The sequence below is a fragment of the Trabulsiella odontotermitis genome (assembly GCF_030053895.1).
In the GTDB taxonomy this organism is placed as follows: Bacteria; Pseudomonadota; Gammaproteobacteria; order Enterobacterales; family Enterobacteriaceae; genus Trabulsiella; species Trabulsiella odontotermitis_C.
In genome coordinates, this window is the sequence record NZ_CP125781.1 from 711,340 (window position 1) to 731,157 (window position 19,818).

The 19,818-nt window shown below is 51.1% G+C and carries 15 protein-coding genes; 13 read left to right on the plus strand and 2 right to left on the minus strand.

Annotated features, from left to right (window positions below):
- Nucleotides 1–53 precede the first annotated feature (53 nt).
- Together ssp4 and QMG90_RS03445 are read right to left on the minus strand one after the other, a co-directional pair.
- A complete protein-coding gene (gene ssp4, locus QMG90_RS03440) occupies nucleotides 54–1,019 on the minus strand; it encodes an Ssp4 family T6SS effector (RefSeq protein ID WP_283282729.1) in 966 nt (321 codons plus the stop codon).
- Between the two features lie 176 nt (nucleotides 1,020–1,195).
- The gene (locus QMG90_RS03445) at nucleotides 1,196–1,714 is read right to left on the minus strand and encodes an Hcp family type VI secretion system effector (RefSeq protein ID WP_283282730.1); all 519 of its coding nucleotides are present in this window, start codon (nucleotides 1,712–1,714) and stop codon (nucleotides 1,196–1,198) included.
- A gap of 542 nt (nucleotides 1,715–2,256) precedes the next feature.
- Here QMG90_RS03445 and tssB point away from each other — a divergent pair.
- From tssB to tssM, 13 genes are all read left to right on the plus strand, one after another.
- On the plus strand, nucleotides 2,257–2,754 hold the full coding sequence (tssB, locus tag QMG90_RS03450; protein WP_283282731.1) for a type VI secretion system contractile sheath small subunit: 498 nt from the start codon (nucleotides 2,257–2,259) through the stop codon (nucleotides 2,752–2,754).
- Between the two features lie 20 nt (nucleotides 2,755–2,774).
- Complete coding sequence (tssC, locus tag QMG90_RS03455; protein WP_283282732.1) at nucleotides 2,775–4,256, plus strand: type VI secretion system contractile sheath large subunit; 1,482 nt, start codon at nucleotides 2,775–2,777, stop codon at nucleotides 4,254–4,256.
- An 8-nt stretch (nucleotides 4,257–4,264) separates the two neighbouring features.
- Nucleotides 4,265–4,681, plus strand: a complete 417-nt coding sequence (gene tssE, locus QMG90_RS03460) for a type VI secretion system baseplate subunit TssE (protein WP_283283878.1) — start codon at nucleotides 4,265–4,267, stop codon at nucleotides 4,679–4,681.
- Between the two features lie 5 nt (nucleotides 4,682–4,686).
- Nucleotides 4,687–6,519 (plus strand): type VI secretion system baseplate subunit TssF, encoded by a 1,833-nt coding sequence (gene tssF, locus QMG90_RS03465; RefSeq protein ID WP_283282733.1) that lies wholly within the window; start codon nucleotides 4,687–4,689, stop codon nucleotides 6,517–6,519.
- On the plus strand, nucleotides 6,486–7,532 hold the full coding sequence (gene tssG, locus QMG90_RS03470) for a type VI secretion system baseplate subunit TssG (protein WP_283282734.1): 1,047 nt from the start codon (nucleotides 6,486–6,488) through the stop codon (nucleotides 7,530–7,532). Before tssF ends, tssG begins: the two co-directional genes overlap by 34 nt.
- 16 nt (nucleotides 7,533–7,548) lie before the next feature.
- Complete coding sequence (gene tagH / locus QMG90_RS03475) at nucleotides 7,549–8,826, plus strand: type VI secretion system-associated FHA domain protein TagH (protein ID WP_430381685.1); 1,278 nt, start codon at nucleotides 7,549–7,551, stop codon at nucleotides 8,824–8,826.
- Nucleotides 8,823–9,347, plus strand: a complete 525-nt coding sequence (gene tssJ / locus QMG90_RS03480; protein WP_283282736.1) for a type VI secretion system lipoprotein TssJ — start codon at nucleotides 8,823–8,825, stop codon at nucleotides 9,345–9,347. Before tagH ends, tssJ begins: the two co-directional genes overlap by 4 nt.
- A 2-nt stretch (nucleotides 9,348–9,349) precedes the next feature.
- Nucleotides 9,350–10,693 carry a type VI secretion system baseplate subunit TssK gene (gene tssK, locus QMG90_RS03485; RefSeq protein WP_283282738.1) on the plus strand — a complete coding sequence of 448 codons (1,344 nt, stop codon included), beginning with the start codon at nucleotides 9,350–9,352 and terminating at the stop codon, nucleotides 10,691–10,693.
- Nucleotides 10,694–10,787: 94 nt separating this feature from the next.
- Nucleotides 10,788–11,516 carry a type IVB secretion system protein IcmH/DotU gene (icmH, locus tag QMG90_RS03490; protein ID WP_283283879.1) on the plus strand — a complete coding sequence of 243 codons (729 nt, stop codon included), beginning with the start codon at nucleotides 10,788–10,790 and terminating at the stop codon, nucleotides 11,514–11,516.
- Nucleotides 11,517–11,525: 9 nt separating this feature from the next.
- Nucleotides 11,526–14,162 (plus strand): type VI secretion system ATPase TssH, encoded by a 2,637-nt coding sequence (gene tssH, locus QMG90_RS03495; RefSeq protein WP_283282740.1) that lies wholly within the window; start codon nucleotides 11,526–11,528, stop codon nucleotides 14,160–14,162.
- Complete coding sequence (gene vasI, locus QMG90_RS03500) at nucleotides 14,159–14,848, plus strand: type VI secretion system-associated protein VasI (RefSeq protein WP_346733131.1); 690 nt, start codon at nucleotides 14,159–14,161, stop codon at nucleotides 14,846–14,848. The genes tssH and vasI overlap by 4 nt, the downstream gene beginning before the upstream one ends.
- A 12-nt stretch (nucleotides 14,849–14,860) precedes the next feature.
- On the plus strand, nucleotides 14,861–16,243 hold the full coding sequence (gene tssA, locus QMG90_RS03505; RefSeq protein ID WP_283282741.1) for a type VI secretion system protein TssA: 1,383 nt from the start codon (nucleotides 14,861–14,863) through the stop codon (nucleotides 16,241–16,243).
- A 12-nt stretch (nucleotides 16,244–16,255) separates the two neighbouring features.
- Complete coding sequence (tssM, locus tag QMG90_RS03510; RefSeq protein ID WP_346733132.1) at nucleotides 16,256–19,786, plus strand: type VI secretion system membrane subunit TssM; 3,531 nt, start codon at nucleotides 16,256–16,258, stop codon at nucleotides 19,784–19,786.
- The last annotated feature ends 32 nt before the right edge of the window (nucleotides 19,787–19,818 follow it).

A 19,818-nucleotide genomic window follows, 5' to 3' on the forward strand; every position in this document is an offset into this window, starting at 1 on the left:
TCTGTAAGAAGTGTAATGAATCGTTTGCCAATTAGTGGCTGTAATATTTTCATTTAATACACCACATCTATCGATTGTAATAACCCATATACGTATTCCCCAGATTTTGGGATGCTCGAAGGGTAACGAATTACTCCGCTAATAGCACTTCCAGAAAATGCCATTGCGCTAGTGATGGTGTTTACTAATTGCTGTTGTAACGTTTTATGAAAAGCTTCTGATGGATAACGTCTTGGGTATTTCCCGGCCTTAATCATTGCCTTAATCACTTTTTTAGAAACGCCGGGATTTAATCGCTTTATAATATTTTCTGTAAGGCGAACACGTTCTGAACGAGAAAAATTCATAAGCCATTCGCGAACTTTTATGGAGGATGATGACTTCATGAACCGATATGTTGCTATAATTTCTTTCATTGCACCAGCAGCGGCTGAAAGAGAAATTATATCGAGAGCTGTAGTTGTTGCTATATACCAATCCTGAGAATCTACCCAATTGACAGTTTTTGCATCATTGCTACTGATGTCCCACAATCGCCATATTCCATTAAAGCACTGAAGTGCTGTCGCAGTTGTTCCTGCCGCAGTCAGTATTGCCAGAGGTGTACTAATACCCCCGGTTAGTGGCACTGTACCTGCAGCTAAACCAGCCGCAGCTACGGTTAAAATTAATGCTCCGCAGGATAATCCCGTTGCAAAACCTTCACTCCATAAAGAAGGTGCTGAAACAGCCTCCTTAACACTGTTAGCAGCGCTGTCACGGGTAGCCAGAATTACCTTTGTGACAATGACATGCGTAACCTGGCTTCTCTCTGATGTGGGCGTTTTTTTTGGGCTACGGACAAGATATGAGAGCGAACCATCATTGTATATGATGCCTACGCCATAAAAATTTTTCTGACAGTCCAATGCATCAGCTAATGCTTTGAAATCAAAATTGGCGTTCTTCACTCGCCCCAGCAATCTGGACCATTCATAGTCAACAACTCCATTCATTCGCTGATTAATAAAGCGTGACATTATTACCTCGAAGCAAAGGGAGGACGACTTGTTGATCCGCAGGCATGCTACCGCCGGAGTGTCCGGCATCCGCCATCTCCCGGTATTTAAACGTTACAGTGCGTTGATTTGGAATTTGGTTCCCACTAAATATAAAGAACAGCATTCCACCCCAGGCAGAATGCTGTAGTTTTGTTTTATGCCTCCAGTGGCGCACGCCAGTCGTCGGCTCCAGATGTCCCTGCGGAAACGTGTTCCCACTCGATTTTACGGTAAGCCAGAGATACCTGAATCAACTGAGTAAACTCACGTTTCGTGTCGTCCTGACAGTGCGGCATATGGCAGTTGATATCCACAATAGTGGAGTCCGTCAGGCGTGTAGTGAAGAAGTGCTCCTGTTTACCTTCAATGGAAGTGCGATACCAGTGCAATTCGGTGGTCGGCAGCATTTCACCGGATGCCAGTGCGTTGTACAGCAGTGGTACGGCTTTATTCAGTGCGACAGTAAAAATGAACGGCTTATGCGCGCGTTGGCCGCTGGGCTGACCAGACTGCGGATCGGTTGGTACCGTAACGTTATGCTGAAATTCCTGCACCAGCATTTCATCTTCATGTCCCTGAACGTAGATATTGCCCACGGATTCTGCTGTAAACGCCCGATCGGTGATTAGCCCCTGCGTCTGGCCTTTAATCGATATATAACAGGGTGTTGGCATGATTAACTCCTTTTCATAATGGATGCGTATAGATATATAGTTGTCTTCGTCAATTCCTGGTGACCAGGATATCTATATGTTCACACGAAAAATTTATTAATCCATCGGTATAGATGTATGAAAACGGATGTGCTTTAGTTTTATTAAGTATTCATTCATGTACTGGATGAAAAATGAGTTAATCATTTTGGTTCGTTGTGTTTTGATTTTTTATCATTGTTGAGGTAAATATATAGATGCGTAACCATGCTGTTTTAAAATATATTTTGTTTTAGCGGGCAAGTAACGAACGGTATTACTGGTCATCCTGTTTTATCTATATGCTTATCAAGCTGTTAAGGATTCCTGAGCATATCGTGCTTATCAAAAGTACGGAAGTGGATTTTATAAAATCGTTTTTCTCTGCATATCATACGCATTAAAGACAACCCTGCATTCTTTTTTTATTATCATTGAGGTGATATTCATTGCTTGTATGGTGAGAGGGGTTTCTTTAAATAGTCTGAATGGGATACATTCACTTAACCCGATGGAATATATCAATGAGTACCAATAAACAAGGCAGTATCGCCCCGAAAGAACGAATTAATATCCGCTACGTCCCCAAAACGGATGGCCAGACAGCAGAAGTGGAACTGCCGCTTAATTTGCTGGTGACGGGAAATCTGAAAGGTAAAGCGGACGATACTCCACTGGACGAACGCCAGCCCGTTTCCATCAACAAAAACAATTTCGATGCCGTCATCGCCGAATCAGATATCCGCCGTGATTTCACCACGCCGTCGGTGCTCAACGAAACCTCCGGTGCGCGGATGGATATCAATCTCAAGGTGAAATCCATTGCCGATCTTTCGCCAGACAACATTGCCGCTCAGGTGCCGGAACTGAAAAAACTGCTGGAATTGCGTGAGGCGCTGGCCGCGCTGAAAGGGCCAATGGGCAATATCCCGTCTTTCCGCGCCCAGCTTCAGGCGCTGTTGGATAACGAAGAAACCCGCGAGCAGCTGATTCAGGAGCTGGGTCTCGCCAGTCAGAAATAACTTTGTACAAGGATTTCAGTATGTCTCAACAGGAAGAACTTGCTCCGGTCAGCGCTACACCTGCGGCTACACCATCCCTGCTGGATGAAATTATGTCGCAAACCCGGTTTCAACCAGATTCCGAAAGTTACGATATTGCGCGCCATGGTGTTACTGCCTTTATTTCAGCGCTGCTACAAAGCGACAACGAAGCAGAACCAATCGATATTCTCGCTGTAAATGCCATGATTGCCGACATTGACGAGCGTATGGGACGGCAGATGGATCTCATCGTTCATTCCCCCGAATTTCAGGAACTGGAATCATTTTTGCGTTCGCTGAAAGTTCTGGTGGAGCGAGCAGACACGCGAGAAAACATCAAAATTTATGTCGTACATGCAACTCAAGAGGAACTGCTCGACGACTTCGAATTTGCGCCTGAAATTACCCAGTCCGGGTTTTATAAGCATGTTTACTCCAGCGGCTACGGCCAGTTTGGTGGAGAGCCGGTCGCGGCAATTATTGGTAACTATGCGTTTAAAAACACCGCTGCGGATATGAAATTGCTGAAATATATCAGCACAGTCAGCGCGATGGCGCATGCCCCTTTCCTGTCATCGGTCTCAGCTGAATTTTTCGGTCTGGATACCTGGGCTGAATTGCCGGCGATAAAAGATCCCGGCGCTATTTTTGAAGGCCCGGCTTACAGTAAATGGCGTGCGCTTCGCGAAGCTGAAGATTCTCGCTACCTTGGCCTTACCGCACCTCGTTTTCTGCTGCGCCAGCCCTATGCGCCAGGTGAAAACCCAGTAAAAAGTTTTAACTATCGTGAAGATGTCAGCCGCAATCACGAAGATTATCTCTGGGGTAACACCGCATTTCTGTTGGCCTCAAATATGGCGGAGAGCTTTGCTAAATACCGCTGGTGTCCAAATATCGTTGGCCCACAAAATGGCGGAGCGGTTAAGGATCTGCCCGTGCATCTTTATGAAGCCATGGGGCAGTTACAGGCGAAAATTCCAACGGAAGTGTTGATCACTGATCGCCGTGAGTTCGAACTGGCTGAAGAAGGTTTCATCACACTCACCATGCGTAAAGGCAGTGATAACGCCGCTTTCTTTTCTGCCAACTCTGTACAAAAGCCCAAGGTCTTCCCGAACACGCCAGAAGGAAAAGAAGCTGAAACCAACTACAAATTGGGGACGCAACTACCCTATCTCTTCATCATTAGCCGCCTGGCGCATTACATCAAAGTGTTGCAACGCGAACAAATTGGCTCATGGAAAGAGCGTGGCGATCTCGAACGAGAGCTGAATGCGTGGATCCGTCAGTATGTCGCCGATCAGGAAAACCCACCGGCAGAAGTCCGCAGCCGTAAACCACTACGTCAGGCGAAGATTGAGGTGCTGGACGTTGAAGGTGAACCGGGCTGGTATCAGGTTGCACTTTCCGTTCGACCACACTTCAAGTACATGGGGGCCAGCTTCGACCTGTCTCTGGTTGGGCGTCTGGACAGGGAGTAACCATTGTGATGGAGCGGGGCATTGGGGGAAGCTTATTTGAACGTATCAGCGACGCGGCTACGTTGTCGCCTCGTCGGAAACCAAAAATGGTGTTGCTGCGTTCCATCATGCAAAACCTGCAAAACATCCTCAATACCCGTTCCGGCAGTTGCTGTGGCTCCCCTGAGTTGGGGATTGCTGATTTAAACGATGAAGCTCTCGTTTCCCGCGATTTTCGCCATGAAATCGGGCGAGGGCTGCACGATTGCATCCTGCGGTATGAGCCCCGTATCGCGGATGCTGTTGTGACTGCCGCCATATCGGATGGCTACTCCCCACTGGAGTTACGTTTTCACATTATGGCTCAGGTGGATTTTGAAGATGCAGTTGATGTCCTGGAGTTTGACATTTTGCTGGATAGCCATCAGCACTTTCAGGTGGAGTAAATATCATGGCTTTTGAGGAGCGTTACTATCGGGAAGAGCTGGATTATCTTCGTCAATTAGGCAAGCTGCTGACGGAGGAAAAGCCACATCTGGCCCGTTTCCTGTCTGAAAAGGCAGGGGATCCTGATGTAGAACGTTTGATGGAGGCGTTTGCCTTCCTTTCTGGTGGGCTACGGCAAAAGCTGGAAGATGAATTTCCGGAGTTTACGCACGGTATTATCCGGATGCTCTGGCCTAATTATCTCCGTCCGGTGCCTGCCATGACGGTGATTGAATACCACCCCAAAAATCGACTCAATGCACCAGTTCAGGTTTGCCGTAATGAATTGATCAGATCACGAACTGCACATGGTTCGCTATCACCTGGAAAAGGGGCGTTGGCTGAGAGCGAAGATGCTTTGCCTCCCGTTTGCCATTTCACTCTGGCGCGGGATGTCTGGTTGCAGCCTGTGCAAATCAAGGATGTGTGTAACAGTAGCACTCTCAAAGAAGGCATCATTGATATCGATTTTGTCGCAGCTGCAGGTATTGTTCCTCGCTCGCTGGATCTCAACAAGCTCACTTTCTGGCTGGGAAATGAAGACGACTATACCCGCCATCAACTGTATTTGTGGTTCAGTGAACGCCTGATCGATGCCGAACTCATTGCCGGAGAATGTAAGATCCCGTTACCTGATTTATGGCTGGAGGCTGCAGGGTTTGAACGTGGCGATGCGTTGCTGCCGTGGCCGAAAAACGTCCACAATGGTTATCGGGTCCTCCAGGAATATTTTTGTTATCCGGAGAGTTTCTTTTTCTTTCATCTAAGGGGAGGAGCTCCGTTACCGGAGGATTTTCCGGTCAATGCCTTCACGTTGCGCCTGCGCTTTAACCAGCCTCTGCCTGTTGATAGTAAGCTGCGCCGGAATTCATTGCGGCTTTATTGTACGCCTGCCGTCAACTTGTTTGTCCATCACGCAGAACCCGTCAGACCCGATGGTAGCGTGACGCAGTACCCACTGCGTGCCAGCCATAAGCATCCGGATGCTTACGATATTTTCCAGGTGGAATCGGTATCCAGCAATCTTCAGGATTCAGACCGGCCTTCAGGACGGGGCAATAAAACCAGAACCTGGCCTGAATTTGAAAGTTTCAATCACCAGATTGAATACAGCCGCCAGCGCGAGGTGGTGTACTGGCATCATCGGACAAAAACCTCCCTGTTCCATCAAGGTCTTGACCACACGATTGCTTTTGTCCATGCCGATGGCAGCGAACCGGGGATTTCCCGGTTGAAAGGAGAAATCGTCACTGCATCATTGGTTTGTACCAATCAGATGTTACCTGCAGAGCTACATACCGGCGACATTTGCGTTGCTATTGGCAAAAATCCAGCTGTTGCTTCTTTCAGTAACGTCACTCGCCCAACGCGACCGTTGTACCCCGTCACGGACGGAGATATGCACTGGTCGCTTATTTCCAGCATGAATCTGAACTACCTCTCCCTACTGGATCGGGACGTGCTGGTACAAATTCTTCGCACCTTCGATCTCCCTGGCGTCCACCACCCACAGCAGGCCAGGCTTTCCCGGCAAAAGCTTGATGCCATTGAGAAGATGGAAACCTGGCCAGTGGACAGGTTGTTCAAGGGCGTTCCCGTCAGAGGGCTAGCCACGACACTATGGATTAACCCCGCGCCGTTTGTTTGCGAGGGGGAGGTGTACTTGCTGGGAGCTGTGTTGTCAGCGTTTTTCTCTCTGTATGCCAGCATCAACTCGTTCCACTGTCTGAAAATTATTAACACGGAAAGTCAGGAGGCATGGGAATGGCAAAGCAGCGGCCAACACGCCCTGATGTAGCGAAGCAGGAAGCGCTACCGGCAGACGTGCGCAGCATGAATTTTTACATGCTGCTGGAGTCGCTGTATCGACGCCATGGTGATTCCGGATGTGAGCCCTCACTGCGTACCGAGCCAGGAAAGGAGGTCGTGCTTTTCAAATCTGACGCCAGTATTTCCTTTCCTGGTAGCGATTTAAGCACGCTTGAACGCAACGATAACGGGCAGTTTTCTCTGACCACAAGATTTCTCGGCTTATCCGGTAGCCAGTCGCCGTTACCGGGGTACTACCTGGACCGGATGGCGCTGGAGTCCGCTCAGAATGAAGAAGGATTAAAAGACTTTCTTGATCTATTCAGCCACCGTTGGACGCAATTTGCGTACCACGCCTGGCGTAAGTACCGCTATTACATCTGTTTTCGCAATGGGGGCTCGGATCATTTTTCGCAGCGGATGTATGCCCTTGTGGGGTTGGGGAGTCAGAGCATTCGCGACAGGCTTGCTATCAATCACAGCAAAATGCTGGCCTACGCCGGTGTACTGGCAACGCCGGGGCGCGCACCCGAGGTGATTTGTAATCTCGTCTCACACTGTTTCGATCTCCCGGTGGTTGCTATCAAAAGCTGGCAATTGCGCTGGGTTGCAATTACGCCATCTGAACAGAACCGGCTTGGTGAGCGCACACCAAAAAAGAAAACTGCAGGGCATATTCAGGGCAAGTCGGTGTTGGGTGTCAATTTTACGCTCGGCGCGCGGGTGCCGGATCGTAGCGGTAAATTCCTGCTGCAGATTGGTGACCTGTCAATGACGCGTTATCTGTCATTTTTGCCGGATGGTGAAAATCATCAGGCGCTGAAAATGTTCATCTCTTTCTTATTGCGCGACCAGTTTGCCTGGGACTTACAGCTGTGTCTGGCACCCGATCAGGCAAAAGGAATGCGGCTCGGGGACAAGTCCAGCACCTGTCTGGGAAGAACCAGTTTCATTGGTCAGCCGAAGGTGCCGCCTTCCGTAACCCTCCACATCAGGGAATAATTTTATGGAGCAGTCCGTGGTAGAAGAAAAACAACAACATAACAATGTGTCACTGACGTTGCAGGTGATGAATGGCAACGAACTGGAAAGTGGTCGTGCCGCGAAATGCCTTTTCTCCGCAGACGGGGGAGATATTGGCCATGCCGGGGAGTGCCACTGGGCGGTACAGGACCGGGCAGGTTCTATTGCTGGCCGCGCCTGCACGATTGTCCAGCATGATGGTGCATTCTGTTTACGTAGCCTGATGCCGGGATTAATGATCAATCTGGCCCCTGTAACCACCGACGCCGGACTGGTACGCCTGTGTCAGGGGGATGAAATCAGCCTTGGCGCGCTGGCGCTGAAGGTCTTTCTGCATGAAGGAAAACGCATCAGCTATGACGAGCAGATGGCGACGCCCGAAAGCATTGTTACCCGTCGCGATAGTCTGGCAGAGGCGCTGATATCCACGGATGGCCAACCTGAATATCCGGGCATGCAGCACCGTCATCAACTGACACCCACCGTGGTCAACGGTTTTTCGGCTGACCCACTTCAGGTGCTGCAGACCGAGAGCCTGACACAGTTTTCTGCGGCTTCTTTGCAACAACGCACAGTGCCATTATCCGATCTAAAAGCGAACGGGGGAATAGACAACCCGTTTATGGATCTGCCGCCAGTGTACGCCGAACCGCAGGATGACGAGACATCGCTGGCAGACATGGCGCATAAACATCTTGCCGTAACACCGTTGCTGCGCGGCTTAGGAAGTTCGCTTAGTGTGCAAAACACTCAGGACGCAGATGCCTTTCTTGAAGAGTCAGGACGCGCGCTTCAGGCCGCCATTCAAGGACTGCTCGATCTCCAGCACAGCCAGAACAGCCTGTCGGACAAACATTTGCGCCCGCTGGAAGATAACCCATTGCGCCTGAACCTTGATTACGCCACAGCGTTGGAAGTGATGTTTGCCGAGGGGAAAAGCCCGGTGCATCTGGCGGCGCCTGCGGCTATTCGCGAGAGCCTGCGCAATGTCCGCCATCATGAAGAAGCCAACCGCGCCGCCATTACCGAAGCGTTGCGTGTAATGCTCGATGCCTTCTCACCACAGAGCCTGATGCGTCGGTTTGTGCAGTATCGTCGTAGCCATGAATTGCGGCGCGAACTGGATGACGCTGGTGCCTGGCGGATGTACAGCCACTATTACGAAGAGCTGGCATCCGATCGCCAGCAGGGCTTCGCCATGCTGTTTAACGAAGTGTATGCCCAGGTGTATGACCGGGTGCTGCGTGAGAAACAGCGGGAGCTGGATGCATGATGTTGAAGATGCTTCTGATCAGCCTCCTGCTGATGGTCATGTTAACCGGCTGCGAAACGGCGAAAAAAATTGGCCAGGTTATCAGTGATCCTGACGTTCAGGTGGGCACGCTGGCGGAACAACCTTCGGAAATTACAGTCACTCTGCTTACCGAGCAGGATACCAATATCAATAGTGACGGAGAACCTGCCCCCATTGATGTTCAACTGGTCTATCTGAGCGATGACTCAAAACTGCAATCTGCTGATTATGACCAGATAGCCACCACACCACTGCCGGATGTACTCGGGAAAAACTATATCGAACATCAGGATTTTACCCTGCTCCCGGACACCATCAAAACCCAACCACCAGTGAAGCTGGACGGAAAAACACAGTTTATCGGTGTCGTTGCTTATTTTTCAGACGACCAGACCAGTGAATGGAAACAAACAGAATCGGTAGAAGGAACTGGGCATCGTTACCGTCTGCTGGTTCATGTGCGGCAGAACAGCATTGAGATAAAAAAAGAGGACGACTGATCATGGCAACAATGAAAAACAGAGTGATTTGGCAGGAAGGCCTGTTTGCTCTGCCGCAGCATTTTCAGCAACAGCAGCGCCATAGCGACTACATTCTGAGTGAGCGGTTGGGGGCGCTGGAGAATTTTGCCTGGGGATTTACCGAACTGTCGATCAACGAAGAGCTGCTCGCACAGGGTAAGATCATGATTAACCGTGCGTCGGGCTGCATGCCAGACGGGACAGTATTTCGTATTCCTGATCAGGATTTGCTGCCAGCGCCTTTTCAGCCTGATGATCTGGCAACGCCAGAAAGCCATAATATTTATCTCGCGCTGCCGGTTATTAGCGATGTTATCAATGAAATTAAAGGATTACGTAGCGCAGGACAAAGCTCCGAGCGCTACCAACTTACCCTGACCGACGTCCGGGATTTGCACACGGATGGAGGAGACGTACAACCGCTGTCGCTCGGCCAACTGGTGCCAAAAATTGTTAGTGGTGCGGACGATCTCAGCGCGATGGCGATATTGCCGTTATGCCGCATTCGCAGCCGGTTATCCGGCGGCGCGCTGGCGCTGGACGAAAGTTTCATTCCAACTTGCCAGACTGTTCGCGTCAGCACCGCGCTGGAGCGGTTTGTTGGAGAAGTTCAGGGGCTTATCGTCACCCGTGCCGCTGATCTGGCAAAACGTATAGGCTCTCCTGAGCAAAGTGGTATTGCAGATGTAGCGGAGTTCATGATGTTGCAGATGCTTAATCGCTATCAGATGCACTTTTCGCATTTGGCCAGTCTGCACGTCCTGCATCCACAGGCGTTTTACCTCGATTTAATCCGTGTACTGGGTGAACTGATGACTTTTACAGAAACCAGTCGTCTTCCTTGTACCGTTGAGCCTTATGATCATCGTGATCTCACGCAATCATTCAAAACCGTCATCCCTGAATTGCGACGGGCGCTAAATATTGTTCTGCGGCCTCGCGCGCAAAACCTGCCGCTGATCTTCACAGAAGGCGTTTACCTGGCGACGGTCAACGATCCGGAACTCCTGCAATCTGGGGTGTTCGTACTGGCGGTACGTGCACGAATGCCACATAACCAATTGATTCTTCAGTTTACTCAGCAGTCGAAGATCGCGGCGACCGACAAAATCCGCAATATGGTCAGCGTGCAGGTCCCGGGGATCCCGTTGCGACCGCTTCCTGCAGCCCCGCGCCAGTTACCGTATCACGATGGCTACGTCTATTTCGAACTGGAAAAAGGGGCCGCGACATGGCAGGACGTTGTGAAGGCTGGGGCACTGGCGATGCATATTTCAGGCACCTTCCCGGATCTGGATATGCAACTGTGGGCGATCAGGGGTTAAGACCATGAGTGAGCAGTTTGCCTTTTCCCATGACAGAGATCACGTTCCGTTAACAGAAGACCCGCCAGAGCTGTTCGGCGTCTTTTCTCCTGAAATGGCGGAGGAAAGTGTCCATCGCCAGTATCGACTGGCGCTTCGCGGCAATAGTCTGAATACGATGATTGATGCCGCTACACCGCTGCTGGGTATGGTGATGCGACTGACCACCATGAATAGTCATGCTATGCCAGAACATCTTTTTGCGCAGGTCGTAACTGACGTGCAGGCAGTGGAACAGCTTCTCCAGGAACAGGGGTATGAGCCCGGTGTCATCGTCTCGTTCCGCTACATCCTTTGTACGTTTATTGATGAGGCGGCATTGGGGAATGGCTGGTCGAACAAAAATGAATGGATAAAGCAGTCATTGCTGGTGCATTTCCACAACGAGGCATGGGGGGGCGAAAAAGTCTTCATCCTGCTTGAGCGTCTGATGCGCGAACCAAAACGTTATCAGGATTTACTGGAATTCCTGTTTCTTTGCTTCTCCATCGGTTTTCGTGGTCGTTATAAAGTCGCGCAGCATAGTCAGGATGAATTTGAACAGATATACCGCCGTTTGCACCATGTTCTGTATCCGCTTCGTGGTGACGCACCATTTCCTCTGTTGCATCTGGACCAAAAAAGGCAGGGTGGGCGCTATCAGCTAATTAAGCGCATGACGATTAAACACATTCTGCTGGGCGGGCTCACACTGCTGGTGCTGATTTATCTCTTTTATCTGTTACGCCTTGATGCTCAGACCCAGGACATTCTTCACCAGTTAAACCGGCTTCTCGCCAGGTAAGGATACCCCATGATTCAAATTGATTTGCCGACGCTGGTTAAACGTCTTAATACTTTCACCAAACAGGCGCTGGAGATGGCGGCGGCTGAGTGTATGAGTCAACAGGCAAGCGAAATTACCGTGAGCCATGTATTACTGCAGATGCTTGCTATTCCGCGTAGCGATCTTCGTGTCATTACTGAGCAGGCGGATATCGCCATAGATGTGCTGCGCCAGGCGCTGACGGTAGAAAACTATACCACCACTCGACAGGTGGACGCTTACCCGGCGTTTTCCCCTCTGCTGGTCGAATGGCTGAAAGATGCATGGTTGCTGGCTTCAGCAGAAATGCAGATGACGGATCTCCGCGGGGGCGTCCTGCTGTTGGCGCTTCTGCACACTCCACATCGTTATGTGTCTTCGCAGGCGGCAAGACTTCTGACAGCCATTAACCGCGATCGCCTGCAGCAGGATTTTAGCCAATGGACACAGACGTCGGCAGAATCTGTTGTACTGAATGAGGACGAGCATCCTTCTGCGATGACCACGCAGGGTGATGACAGCTTGCTTGCCCGTTATGCGAAAAACATGACTGCCGATGCGCGCCACGGCAGGCTTGATCCTGTTTTGTGCCGTGATAATGAAATTGACCTGATGATTGATATTCTCTGCCGTCGTCGCAAAAATAATCCGGTGGTGGTTGGTGAGGCCGGTGTTGGGAAAAGTGCGTTAATTGAAGGGCTTGCGTTGCGAATCATCGCGGGCAGGGTGCCGGATAAACTGCGTAACACTGACATTATGACTCTGGACTTAGGGGCATTACAGGCCGGCGCATCGGTGAAAGGTGAGTTTGAAAAACGCTTTAAGGGACTGATGGCGGAGGTGATTCAGTCACCCAAACCCATCATTTTATTTATCGACGAAGCGCATACGCTGATTGGTGCGGGTAATCAGCAGGGCGGCCTGGATGTTTCGAATCTGCTGAAACCGGCGCTGGCTCGCGGTGAGCTGAAAACTATTGCCGCCACGACATGGAGTGAATACAAAAAGTATTTCGAGAAAGATGCTGCCCTGTCGCGCCGTTTCCAGCTCGTGAAGGTGAGCGAACCGAACGCAGCGGAGGCAACCATCATTCTGCGCGGTCTTTCGTCCGTTTATGAACAATCCCATGGTGTGCTAATCGATGATGATGCCTTACAGGCCGCCGCAACGCTGAGTGAACGTTATCTTTCCGGTCGTCAGTTACCGGACAAAGCGATTGATGTGCTGGATACGGCCTGCGCCCGTGTCGCAATTAACCTCTCTTCACCACCGAAGCAAATTTCGGCGCTGACCACCGAGTGTCATCAATTCAAAGCGGAAATTCATCAGCTTGAACGCGAGATGCGCATCGGATTACGTACCGATGCATCACGGCTGGAAAAGATTCACGAACAGTATGAATCGACACGAATGGCGTTACAGATGCTGGAAGATACCTGGCATCAGCAGCAATCTCTGGTGCAGGAAATCATTGCATTACGCAAGACGCTGTTGAGTGATACAGAAGGCGCGTCAAATATCGCTACTTCCGAACAGCTGGCGACGCTTACCGCACAACTTAATGCGTTACATGATGAACAGCGCCTGGTCTCGCCGCATGTAGACAAAAAGCAAATCGCTGCGGTGATCGCTGAATGGACCGGTGTGCCGCTCAATCGCCTGTCGCAAAACGAAATGTCGGTGATTACTGATCTGCCTCAGTGGTTGGGCGCAACGATCAAAGGCCAGGCACTGGCGATTAGCCACCTCCATAAACATCTGCTGACTGCCCGGGCTGATTTGCGCCGACCAGGACGTCCGCTAGGCGCATTCCTGTTGGTGGGACCAAGCGGTGTAGGAAAAACCGAAACCGTGCTGCAACTGGCGGACTTACTCTACGGAGGGCGGCAGTATCTTACCACTATCAACATGTCGGAATTTCAGGAGAAGCATACCGTTTCTCGACTAATCGGTTCTCCGCCAGGCTATGTTGGCTACGGCGAGGGGGGCGTGCTGACCGAGGCCATTCGGCAGAAACCGTATTCAGTGGTATTGCTTGATGAAGTAGAGAAAGCGCATCCGGATGTGCTCAATTTGTTTTATCAGGCATTCGACAAAGGCGAAATGGCGGATGGTGAAGGCCGTCTGATTGACTGCAAAAATATTCTTTTTTTCCTCACCTCTAATCTCGGGTATCAGGTCATTGTTGAACATGCGGAGGATCCGGAGGTCATGCAGGAAGCATTGTATCCGGTTCTGGCTGACTTCTTTAAACCCGCGCTGCTGGCTCGTATGGAGGTAATCCCCTGGCTGCCGCTATCGAAGGAGACCATCACCATCATCATTGCGGCGAAGCTGGCTCGCCTGGATAGCGTATTGCGCTCCCGTTTTGGTGCCGAGGTTGAAATAACGCAGGCAGTAACAGATGAAATCATGCAGCGAGTCACGCGTGGCGAGAATGGCGCCCGCATGCTGGAGTCGATCATCGACGGTGAAATGTTGCCGCCGCTGTCGCTTTTGCTATTGCAGAAAATGGCGGCTAATACGGCCATTGCCCGAATCCAGGTATCTGTAAAAGACGGTACGTTTACGGCGGATATCGAAGATGCTGATATGCCAGACACGGTGAGTGAAGGCGCGTTATGAATAATGCCATTCGCTGGTTGCTCAGCATGCTATTGATAACAACCGCGGTATTCGCCGGGAATGCGCCACCCGTTGAACCAGACGGGCAGGCGACGTTACAAGCCATGAGCATCTGCCGGACAGAGGCTGCTGCGCTGGAGCGCCTTACTTGCTATGACCATGTTCTTACCCCTGAGCAAGAGAACGATTTTGACGGCGCACTGATTAAAGCTCGTTATTCAGGTGAAGCATGGCAACGGGCTGTTGAACAGGAGAAACAACGAACCGGCGACACCACCACGCTACTGGTCACGCAGACGGAAGGGGAACGTCCCGTCGTGGTGATCACCACTCCAGCCATTGGCAACCTGCCGCCGCGTCCTGTGTTGATGTTCAGTTGCGTCGACAATATTACTCGTATGCAGGTAGCGCTGATGCAGGCACGTAAAGAAAACGATATTCCCGTGATACTGAATGTCGATGGCCGGCAATTCCGCAGCCGTTGGTTTGTCCGAGAAAACGGCATGCTTCTGGAATCCAGTCGTGGGTTAGCTGGTATTGATGAGATCAAACAACTTTTCGGTGCAAAGGTATTCACGGTTGATCTGGGTACTGAAGGTGCTGCCGGTAAGCTGACTTTTATGATCGACGGGCTGGCTCAGGCGATTACACCGCTTCGGGAAACCTGCCACTGGGCCGGGGAATAAGGAGCGCACGCTATGGATCTACGTAACCCTGATACCTGGATTTCACATCTGCTTGAAACGCTGCCGGAAGCGAAACAATCCTGCGCGCTGAGTGATGACAATCCCCACTGGGAGTTTATCGAGAGTGAAATCGTTAAGCTGGGGTCACTCGCGCATAATCAACTTGATTTGCCTGAGCTTCAGCGGCGTGGGCTACAGCTTTTTGCTTCAGAAAGTAAGGATTTGCGTCTGCTGGTGCATCTGCTGCGCACTCTACAGCACACCGGCGATCATCTTCTGGCAGTCGGGCTTCTGACGTTGTATGTCGAACATTTCTGGCTGACCGCCTGGCCGCAGAATGCAACACAGAAGAAGCGGTTTGCTGATCAGATACTGAAGCGTTTTGAGAAGGGAATTGACGGGTTCGCTGTTGTTGCGAATGCAAAGCAGCGGGACGCATTGCTGGGTGAACTCGCCAGGCTGGCGCAGCTCTGGCAAACACACGATGCGCCATCGCTGGCGCAAGCAGCTGATGAGCTGGCGATATTGTATCGGCGCGCTTTTCAGGAAGCAGTACAGGCAACAGTATCGGGGCCAGTAACAACAACGCCTGTTGCAGCGCAGCCAGGTGCTCCCACCACAACCGCTCCGACAGTGTGTGTTAATCGCCACGATGATAAAGCCTGGCGCGAGACCTTATTGAAGGTGGCGGAAATTCTTTGCGAACGCCAGCCGGAGTCACCGCAGGGGTATCGCTTGCGCCGTCATGCACTGTGGCAATCCATTACCAGCACACCACAATCTGAAACCGATGGCCGCACTTCGCTGGCGGCGGTTTCCGCCGACATGGCCGCAGAGTACCAGAATCGGTTAAACAATGCCGATATCACACTCTGGCAGCAGGTGGAACAGAGCCTGTTGTGGGCTCCGTATTGGCTCGATGGCCATCATCTCTCAGCCCGTATCGCACAACAACTTGGATATCCTGATGTTGCAGACGCCATCCGTGATGAAACGAGCCGCTTCCTGCAACGTCTGCCAGGTTTGTCTGCATTGAAATTCAGTGATCGCACTTTTTTTATTAATGATACCACCCGGCAGTGGCTGGAGAGCATTCCTGTTGTAACACCGGTAACGGCCAATCTCTCAGCGAACGAAGATACCCGTCTGGTCTGGCAGTGTTTCGAAGAGCAGGGGCTGGAAGCAGCGTTGCATTTACTGGAACAGCAGCCTGAGGGTGATCTGCGTACGCGGTTTTATCGTGAATGGCTGGAAGCTCAAATGCTTGAGACCGCCGGAATGAAACAGCTGGCACGCCAGCATTACGGCACATTACACCAGTCGGCTTGCCACATTTCGCTGGCGGAGTGGGAGCCCGCATTGCTGCAACATCTGGAAGAACAGATCAAAGAATAACAAGGAGCTTTTGTGTTCAGAATACCGACACCCCGCACTTTTACCGGGCTGAAATCATTGCTCAGGCCTGCAATGCCCCGGCTGACGGTGTCCGCTGCCTGGTTGCTGGCGTTGGCATGGTTTTTTTTACTGGTGTGGATTTGGTGGAAAGGGCCTACATGGACGCTGTATGGCGAAGCATGGCTTAAACCGCTGACGAATCGCTGGCTGGCGACGGCGGTATGGGGGCTGATTGTGCTGGTGTGGCTCACGGTTAGAGTCATGAAGCGACTGCAACAAATAGAAAAACAGCAGAAGGAGCAGCGCCAGGAGGCGCAGGATCCGCTGGTCCAGGAGATAAATTATCAACAACGTTATCTGGATCGCTGGCTGTTGCGTTTTCAACGCCATCTTGATAGCCGACATTATCTGTGGCAACTGCCATGGTATATGGTTATCGGCCCGCGACAGAGTGGTAAAACCACCTTAGTAAGGGAAGGGTTCCCGTCCGATATTCTCTATACGCCGGAGAGCTCGCGTGGCGTAGAACAGCGAGTGGCTATTACGCCGCATGTTGGCAAACAGGCTGTCATTTTTGACATCGACGGTACGTTAATAGCGAGCGGAGATGATGATCTGTTACACCGTCGATTGCGGGAACACTGGTTGGGCTGGTTGTTACAGAAACGAGCGCGTCAGCCGCTTAACGGTATTATTCTGACGCTCGATCTTCCCGATTTGCTGACGGCGAATAAAGTTCGCAGGGAGCAGCTTTTACAATTGCTTCGTAGCCGTTTCCAGGAGGTTCGCCAGCAACTGCACTGTCGGTTACCTGTTTATCTCGTGTTGACAAAAGTGGATTTACTGTCGGGATTTTCGGCGCTATTTCAGACGCTTGAGAAAAAAGATCGCGATACCGTTCTTGGCGTGACGTTTACCCGAAACGCCTATGAAAAAGATGAGTGGCGAACAGAACTGAATGCATTCTGGCAGGAATGGGGGCAGCGAATGAATCATGCTCTGGCGGATCGCATGCTTGCGCAGAGCAGTGCAACGCCGCGTAGTTCTCTGTTCAGTTTTTCACGTCAAATGCAGGGGGCTGGTACTCAACTGGCAGCGCTTATTGACGGGTTGCTCGATGGTGAAGGTAATGATGTCATGCTGCGCGGCGTTTATCTCACCTCTTCGGCGCAGCGCGGGCAGGTGGATGATATTTTCATACAGTCTGCTGCCCGGCAATATGGCCTTGGCAGCCGTTCTCTTACGGCCTGGCCGCTGGTGGAAAGCTCGCCTTATTTTACCCGCATGCTGTTTCCACAGGTATTGCTGGCAGAGCCTAATCTGGCGGGTGAAAACAGCGTCTGGCTTGCTGAGTCCCGCCGCCGCCTCTCCTGGTTCTCGGCCGCCGGTGGTGCGGTGGTGCTCTCGTTGATTGGCGGCTGGCATCATTACTACAACAGTAACTATGACGCGGGCGTCACTGTGCTCAGACAGGCGAAATCTTTTATGGCGATCCCGCCGCCGCAGGGCGAAGACAATAATGGAAACCTGCAGCTTCCACTGCTTAATCCGTTACGTGATGCGACGCTTGCTTATGGCGACTGGGGCGATCATAACCGGTTTGCGGAGATGGGGTTGTATCAAGGAACGCGCATTGGTCCCTATGTCGAACAGACGTATCTGCAACTGTTGGCGCAGCGTTATATGCCCGCTGTACTTAACGGTCTGGTGAATGATCTAAACAATGCTCCACCTGAAAGTGAAGAGAAGCTCGCCGTATTGCGCGTCATTCGTATGCTGGAGGACAAAAGCGGACGTAATAACGCCGTGGTGAAACAGTTCATGGCGAAACGCTGGAGCGAAAAATTTCATGGGCAGCGTGATATTCAGGTGCAACTTATGTCGCATCTGGACTATGCACTTAATCGTACAGACTGGCATGCCCGGCGACTGGCAGGAGATGGTGAAGCTATCAACCGCTGGGCACCTTATGAAAAGCCGGTTGTTGCTGCACAGAAAGAACTCAGCAAACTCCCGGTTTATCAGCGGGTTTATCAAAGTCTGAAAACTCGCGCTCAGGGGGTGCTACCCGCCGATCTTAACCTTCGGGATCAGACTGGCGCCGCATTCGATCGGATCTTTGTCGCCGGAGATGATGAAAAACTCATCATCCCGCAATTTCTTACCCGTTATGGTCTGCAAAATTATTTTGTGAAACAGCGGGATGAGCTTATTGAGCTCACCGCGATGGATTCCTGGGTGCTCAATCTGACTCGTAGTATCAGTTACAGCGATGCCGACAGAGAAGAGATCCAACGACAGCTGACAGAACAGTATCTGAGCGATTACACCGCCACCTGGCGAGCTGGCATGGATAACCTGAATGTACGTGACTATGAATCTGTGCCAGAGATGACTGCCGCGCTGGAGCAGATCATCAGCGGTGATCAACCTTTCCAGCGAGTGCTGGTGACGCTACGCGACAATACACAACCTACCAGGCTTTCGGAGAAACTCGATGAAAAAGCCAGAGACGCATTACTGGCAGAGCCGGATCACCGCCTGCTGACTCGCCTCGGGCAGGAGTTTTCGGCAGAAAACAGCACGCTGGCAGAGCAGACGGAAAAAGCCAGTACTTTACAGGCCGTCTATCAGCAACTGACAGAACTCCATCGTTATCTGCTGGCGATACAAAATGCGCCGGTGCCAGGGAAATCAGCATTAAAAGCCGTGCAGTTGCGGTTGGATCAAAACAGTAGCGATCCAATTTTTGCAACCCGACAACTGGCTAAAAACCTGCCTGCACCGCTAAACCGCTGGGTGGGTAAACTGGCGGATCAGGCCTGGCACGTAGTGATGGTAGAAGCTGTTCACTATATGGAACTGGACTGGCGTGACAATGTCGTGGAAACCTTTAACACTCAGTTGGCGGATAAATATCCCTTTAATCCGCAAGCCAAAGAAGATGCCTCGCTAGATGCATTCGAACGGTTCTTTAAGCCAGATGGTGTTCTGGATACGTTTTATCAACAAAACCTGAAGCTGTTTATTGAAAACGATCTGAGTCGGGATGACGACGATAACGTGATTATTCGTGAAGATATACTCAGCCAACTGGATGCAGCGCAGAAAATTCGCGACATCTTCTTTAGTCGCCAGAATGGATTAGGCGCTCAATTTGCGGTTGAAACAGTGGCGCTGTCCGGGAACAAGCGGCGCAGCGTACTTAATCTTGATGGTCAACTGGTGGACTATGCGCAGGGGCGTAATTACACCACACATCTGGTCTGGCCGAATAATATGCGTGAAGGAAACGAAAGTAAATTGACGTTGATAAGTGCCGGTAATGGCAGCGCGCCGCGCAGCATCGCTTTTAGTGGTCCGTGGGCGCAGTTCAGATTGCTTGGCGCGGGACAGTTAACTGGCGTACAGGAAGGAACATTTACGGTTCGCTTTAATGTTGATGGTGGCTACATGGTTTACCGTGTGCATACGGATACAGAAGATAATCCCTTTACCGGAGGGTTGTTCAGCCAGTTCCACTTACCGGATACGTTGTACTAAACAAAAAACCGCAGCGGAAGACGAATCCGGTG

Bases quoted from the DNA above. Each gene is read 5' to 3' on its own strand.
- ssp4 (WP_283282729.1), bottom strand. From the start codon at position 1,019: ATGTCACGCTTTATTAATCAGCGAATGAATGGAGTTGTTGACTATGAA.
- tssC (WP_283282732.1), top strand. From the start codon at position 2,775: ATGTCTCAACAGGAAGAACTTGCTCCGGTCAGCGCTACACCTGCGGCT.
- tssE (WP_283283878.1), top strand. From the start codon at position 4,265: ATGGAGCGGGGCATTGGGGGAAGCTTATTTGAACGTATCAGCGACGCG.
- tssK (WP_283282738.1), top strand. From the start codon at position 9,350: ATGGCAACAATGAAAAACAGAGTGATTTGGCAGGAAGGCCTGTTTGCT.
- QMG90_RS03445 (WP_283282730.1), bottom strand. From the start codon at position 1,714: ATGCCAACACCCTGTTATATATCGATTAAAGGCCAGACGCAGGGGCTA.
- tssH (WP_283282740.1), top strand. From the start codon at position 11,526: ATGATTCAAATTGATTTGCCGACGCTGGTTAAACGTCTTAATACTTTC.
- tssA (WP_283282741.1), top strand. From the start codon at position 14,861: ATGGATCTACGTAACCCTGATACCTGGATTTCACATCTGCTTGAAACG.
- tssJ (WP_283282736.1), top strand. From the start codon at position 8,823: ATGATGTTGAAGATGCTTCTGATCAGCCTCCTGCTGATGGTCATGTTA.
- vasI (WP_346733131.1), top strand. From the start codon at position 14,159: ATGAATAATGCCATTCGCTGGTTGCTCAGCATGCTATTGATAACAACC.
- tssG (WP_283282734.1), top strand. From the start codon at position 6,486: ATGGCAAAGCAGCGGCCAACACGCCCTGATGTAGCGAAGCAGGAAGCG.
- tssF (WP_283282733.1), top strand. From the start codon at position 4,687: ATGGCTTTTGAGGAGCGTTACTATCGGGAAGAGCTGGATTATCTTCGT.
- tssB (WP_283282731.1), top strand. From the start codon at position 2,257: ATGAGTACCAATAAACAAGGCAGTATCGCCCCGAAAGAACGAATTAAT.
- icmH (WP_283283879.1), top strand. From the start codon at position 10,788: ATGGCGGAGGAAAGTGTCCATCGCCAGTATCGACTGGCGCTTCGCGGC.